This is a genomic window from Moorena sp. SIO4A5 (genome assembly GCF_010672005.1).
GTDB lineage: Bacteria > Cyanobacteriota > Cyanobacteriia > Cyanobacteriales > Coleofasciculaceae > Moorena.
Map to the genome: position 1 here is coordinate 1 of NZ_JAAHHZ010000367.1, position 4,713 is coordinate 4,713.

Sequence of the window (4,713 nt, forward strand, 5' to 3'; positions counted from 1 at the left end):
TCTAACTGCCTTATATTTCAGCCATAGAAAGGACCCTCTACCCAATTTGATCAGGAAATCTCCTGGTTCTTTTGGTTTCTCTAGGAAAAAACCTCTGACTCGCTCTGGCTTCTCCCCAATCAAATTGCTGAGATAGTCCTGTGAAATCACCAAGTCCTGCAAATCAGGTCGCATAGTTGTCTGTGCCTATGATTAGATAGTGGTCGGGAGCCTTTTAATCTATAAGCTTAACATGCTCTTCATACCTTACCGTTAAGCTGAGGAGACCTGTGAGGGGTCAGGGGCATGACTGGGTATATCATGAAGGTCTCTTATTAATAGATAGGTTACCCATAAAACCATTGTCAGCCCCGTGGAAACCCCCATGACTGCCCTTAATCCCTACTCCCTACTCCCTACTCCCTACTCCCTAAAACCTAGTAAGTTTCTTCAATACACTGCAAGTCTCTAGCTTTAAAACGCACTGGCATGCCATCAGACGGATAAATAAAAAGGTTCTGTTGTAACTGTTCAACAGATGAACGACCATTTACCAACTCCCAGTCAAAATAACGGAGTAGCATTGCTAGCATTACCGTTGCTTCCAGCATTGCCAGATGCTCTCCCAAACAACGATGAAAACCTGAACCAAAATTTATCATGGGAAGTGGGCTGCTGCCCTTGCCCTGGTCTAACCAACGCTCTGGCAAAAATTCTTCGGGGTTGGCATAGACCTCTGGGTCTCGCCCAGCAGCAAGCATTGACAACCGGATTGTGGTGCCACGAGGAATAAGATTGCCCTCAATCACAGTGTCACGTTGAGCCTGCAAGGAAGCGGAACCTGACGTGACTGAATAAAGGCGCAAAGTCTCTTTAATAATCCCACCGATGTAAGTCAATTTCTTCAGACTTTCTGTATTAATACCACCATTACTTTGCCAACTTTGGTCAACCACAGCCTGTGCTTTCTGAAAAACCTTTGGATTTAAGGTTAACGCTCCTACTGCAAAGGATAAAGTATGAGCTGTGGTATCAGTACCAGCCATTAAGAGTTGAATTGCTTCTGCGATCAGTGTTTTCCGAGTGTATTTTCCTTCGCGAGCCGCTATTTTCACCAACATCGATTCCTGGAACATTGGACTTACCTGGTTCCAATTAGTCAGGTTTTGTGCTCTCATCTTCAAGGCTAAGTCCACTCGCGGACCAATCACACCCTCTAAATATCGCCTTGCTCTCCAGTAATCTCGTGAAGCCTTAGTGGGCAAATATTTCATCCATCTCTTCTCGCCAGTAATTAACCGTAGGGCCCGATAGCCAAAAATAGACATCGCCTCGTGGGCTTTGAGAATATCGAGGGGTGGACCTTCAGAACTAGAGGATTTCCCATCCACAGGAATTCCGATCACTAAACAGAAAATCACCTTCATGGTTAGTTCCACAAACAGGAAATCGACCTTTACCTCTGTTTGCGCTCTATCTTGCTGAAGTCTGGCAATTACTTGTTCGCAGGCAAGGTTAATAATGTCAAAGTATTTCGACAGACTACTAGAGTTGAATTCGGGATTCCAAGCCTTCCGTCGCCACTGCCACTCAGTCCCGTTTTGGCCGATAAGAATTGGACCACCACCAAAGTCGTTCCAAACTTTGCAGATTCGCTCAGACCTAACTAAGCTGCCATCTTTGATGCCATTCACAATGGTGTTTTCGATCACCTTTGGTTGACTCAAAACCAGAACTGGAGAGTTAAGCCACAAAACATAAATCGGGCCTAGCTGCTTGCTCCAATCAAACAAGAATTGGAAGAATTTCTTCTGTTTTACTGCTGCTAATAGTTGAGGAAGATTTCCCAATAGCCAGTGTTTGGGAGGACAGGGGAGTGACTCTAGGGATTTGTAAGTATTTTTTCGTTGCCACCAGCGCCAGCCCAGTAGTCCCCCGATGCTAGTCACCCCTAGGGCTGTGGCTACATAGGGCAAGGAGGGGGAAAAAGCAATCTGAGCCGCAATCTCTTGGAACATGAATCCGCCTTAGTTCAACAACTATTAACTTTTACTCAGGACTTACGCACAGAATCCATGGGTAGGGTGGGCAAGGTTTTGCCCACCCTACAGGTAGCGTTAAATTGAGGGATTTGCGTAAGTCCTATTACAACGAAACATAATCGGTTCGAGAATCGCACTGATACCACCAGTAACACCAATCAAGCCATCTCCAGCAAACAGCTGTTGAAAGCAACATTAATTGGCTGTCCTAGACTGATTATAGTAAATGAGTCTAGGACAGCCATACATTTTTATTGAAATTAAATTTTTAAATTACTCAAAGCCTTATTCAGTAAAGGCTATAGCTATTATTTTGTACTAATTTATCATAGCCATCCTAGGAGAGCCCATTAAGTTTCTTCAATACACTGCAAGTCTCTGGCCTTAAAACGCACTGGCATCCCATCAGACGGATAAATCAAAAGGTTCTGTTGTAACTGTTCAACAGAAGAACGACCATTGACCAACTCCCAATCAAAATAACGGAGCAGCATTCCTAGCATTACCGTTGCTTCCACCATGGCCAGATGCTCTCCCAAGCAACGATGAGAACCTGAGCCAAAGGTTATCATGGGAAGTGAGTTACTGCCCTTGCCCTGGTCTAACCAACGCTCTGGCCAAAATTCCTTGGGATTGGCATAGACCTCTGGGTCTCGCCCAGCAGCAAGCATTGACCAGGAGATAATCGTGCCACGAGGAATCAGGTTGCCCTCAATCAGGGTATCACGTTCAGCCTCCAAGGCAGTGGAACCTGAGGCGACAGAATAAAGGCGAAAAGTTTCTTTGAAAATCGCACCTATGTAACTCAATTTCTTCAGACTTTCTGTATTAATACCACCTGAACGTTGTCAACATTGGTCAACCACAGCCTGTGCTTTCTGAAAAACCTTTGGATTTAAGGCTAACTCTCCTTTAGATGCGTTTGTCCTGCTTCCCAAGGACGATAACCTTGTCTCAAAATCTCATATTCTTGATTTATTTCTGTCTCTAAAGAAAGATAAGAAACTCCTTTGTTAATCTTTTCAATGGTAGCCTGCATACAGGCTAATCCTGCTTTATACTCCGAACTATTTGTCACGTTTACCCGAAAGCCAATTTTTTTGGTAAACATTGAGCTTAAAGGTAAAAGTGTAACCTTTCCAATTTGAGAAAAATATTCACCCAAATTATAACTATCCGCTATCCCTAAAATCTTCATCCTAGATTCTAGTTCTGAGTTAAACCCAATATTGACAAAAGGCCCTGCACAGCTGCTCTTTATAATCTTCATTCCCATAGCAAATAAATCAGAATTCATCAGCAAAGCTTCAGCATTAGCCCTCAATATCTCTAACTCTTTTCTCAATTCTTCACGATCAGTCAAGTCTCTTTTGTTTAGAGCCCAAGAAGCTGTAAGTACCTCGGCATTGGTGTAACGAATATGTGCTGCAACAACAAAGCGCTTAATTTCCTTCACAAGCGCCTCATTCTGACTCGTCAAAAAACCTACTTTGCCAATACCGTCAATTCCAAATTGTCTTCGCATTCCACAGGTTGTGATAACTAAATCTGAGCTACTACTCACACTAGCCACTGAAACTTGGTCATTTTCTATTGCTTCAGTTCCTGAAAAATACATATCATTAATGATTAGAATATTATGTTGATGGGCGACCTCTGCTAATTCTTTTAACTCATCTCGACTATAAATTTGGCACCAGGGATTATTAGGGGTTTCCAGTATCAAAGCAGCAATTAGATATCCATTATTTTTTGCAGTACAAATGACTTCTTCCAATTTGTCTGGCTTAATCTTAAAACTCGAAGGACAAACTTCTACTAAATGCCGAGTAGTGCCACAAAATATATCTATATTATGGTTGTAGCGAAAGTTACCTTCTGGATAAATGACTGTAATAGGTTTAACATTTCCTCCCATTTGTTGTAATAATCTATATTTGGATGCTAAAATCGACATTTTAACAAGAATTGTTGAAGTCTTAGGGAAAATAACTACTGACTTCGGATCAACTTTAGGAAAAGATGGAATTAGTCCAAAAATCTTTTCTGCACCTAGATGAGCAAGACTTTCTGGCACAGTTACCTTATGAGAATCGACTAAATACTGGGCAGGGTAAGATGCATATAAATTCTCCATTTCTACCATTAGATCTTTCTTCTTATATTCAGGGGCATCTGAATGACCCAGATCAAGCTGACCTTGATAGCGTTTAAGTTTTCTAAATAATTCATACTCTTCTGTTGAACGTGATTTCATAAACCAGGAAATTCCTTAATAGTAAAGTTGATTAGTGTAGTGGGATTATAAACATTCAGCAGGTTGGTCTAGCCTGAAAACGCACTGGCATCCCATCGGACGGATAAATCAAAAGGTTCTGTTGTAACTGTTCAACAGATGAACGACCATTGACCAACTCCCAGTCGAAATAACGGAGCAGCATTCCTAGCATTACCGTTGCTTCTACCATGGCCAGATGCTCTCCCAAGCAACGATGAGAACCTGAGCCAAAGGTTATCATGGGAAGTGGGTTACTGCCTTTGCCCTGGTCTAACCAACGCTCTGGCCAAAATTCCTTGGGATTGGCATAGACCTCTGGGTCTCGCCCAGCAGCGAGCATTGACCAGGAGATAATCGTGCCACGAGGAATCAAGTTGCCCTCAATTATGGTATCACGTTCAGCCTCCAAGGAAG

4 protein-coding genes are annotated in these 4,713 nt (G+C 42.6%); all 4 read right to left on the minus strand.

The window, feature by feature from the left end:
* Window positions 1-416: 416 nt before the first annotated feature.
* A complete protein-coding gene (locus F6K57_RS37110; RefSeq protein ID WP_293073284.1) occupies window positions 417-1,997 on the minus strand; it encodes a cytochrome P450 in 1,581 nt (526 codons plus the stop codon).
* Between the two features lie 374 nt (window positions 1,998-2,371).
* Complete coding sequence (locus F6K57_RS37115; protein ID WP_293073290.1) at window positions 2,372-2,854, minus strand: cytochrome P450; 483 nt, start codon at window positions 2,852-2,854, stop codon at window positions 2,372-2,374.
* 68 nt (window positions 2,855-2,922) lie between these two features.
* A complete protein-coding gene (locus F6K57_RS37120; protein WP_293073286.1) occupies window positions 2,923-4,278 on the minus strand; it encodes an aminotransferase class I/II-fold pyridoxal phosphate-dependent enzyme in 1,356 nt (451 codons plus the stop codon).
* Window positions 4,279-4,333: 55 nt separating this feature from the next.
* Window positions 4,334-4,713: cytochrome P450 (locus tag F6K57_RS37125; protein WP_293073288.1), on the minus strand; the 380-nt coding region annotated here is incomplete at its 5' end.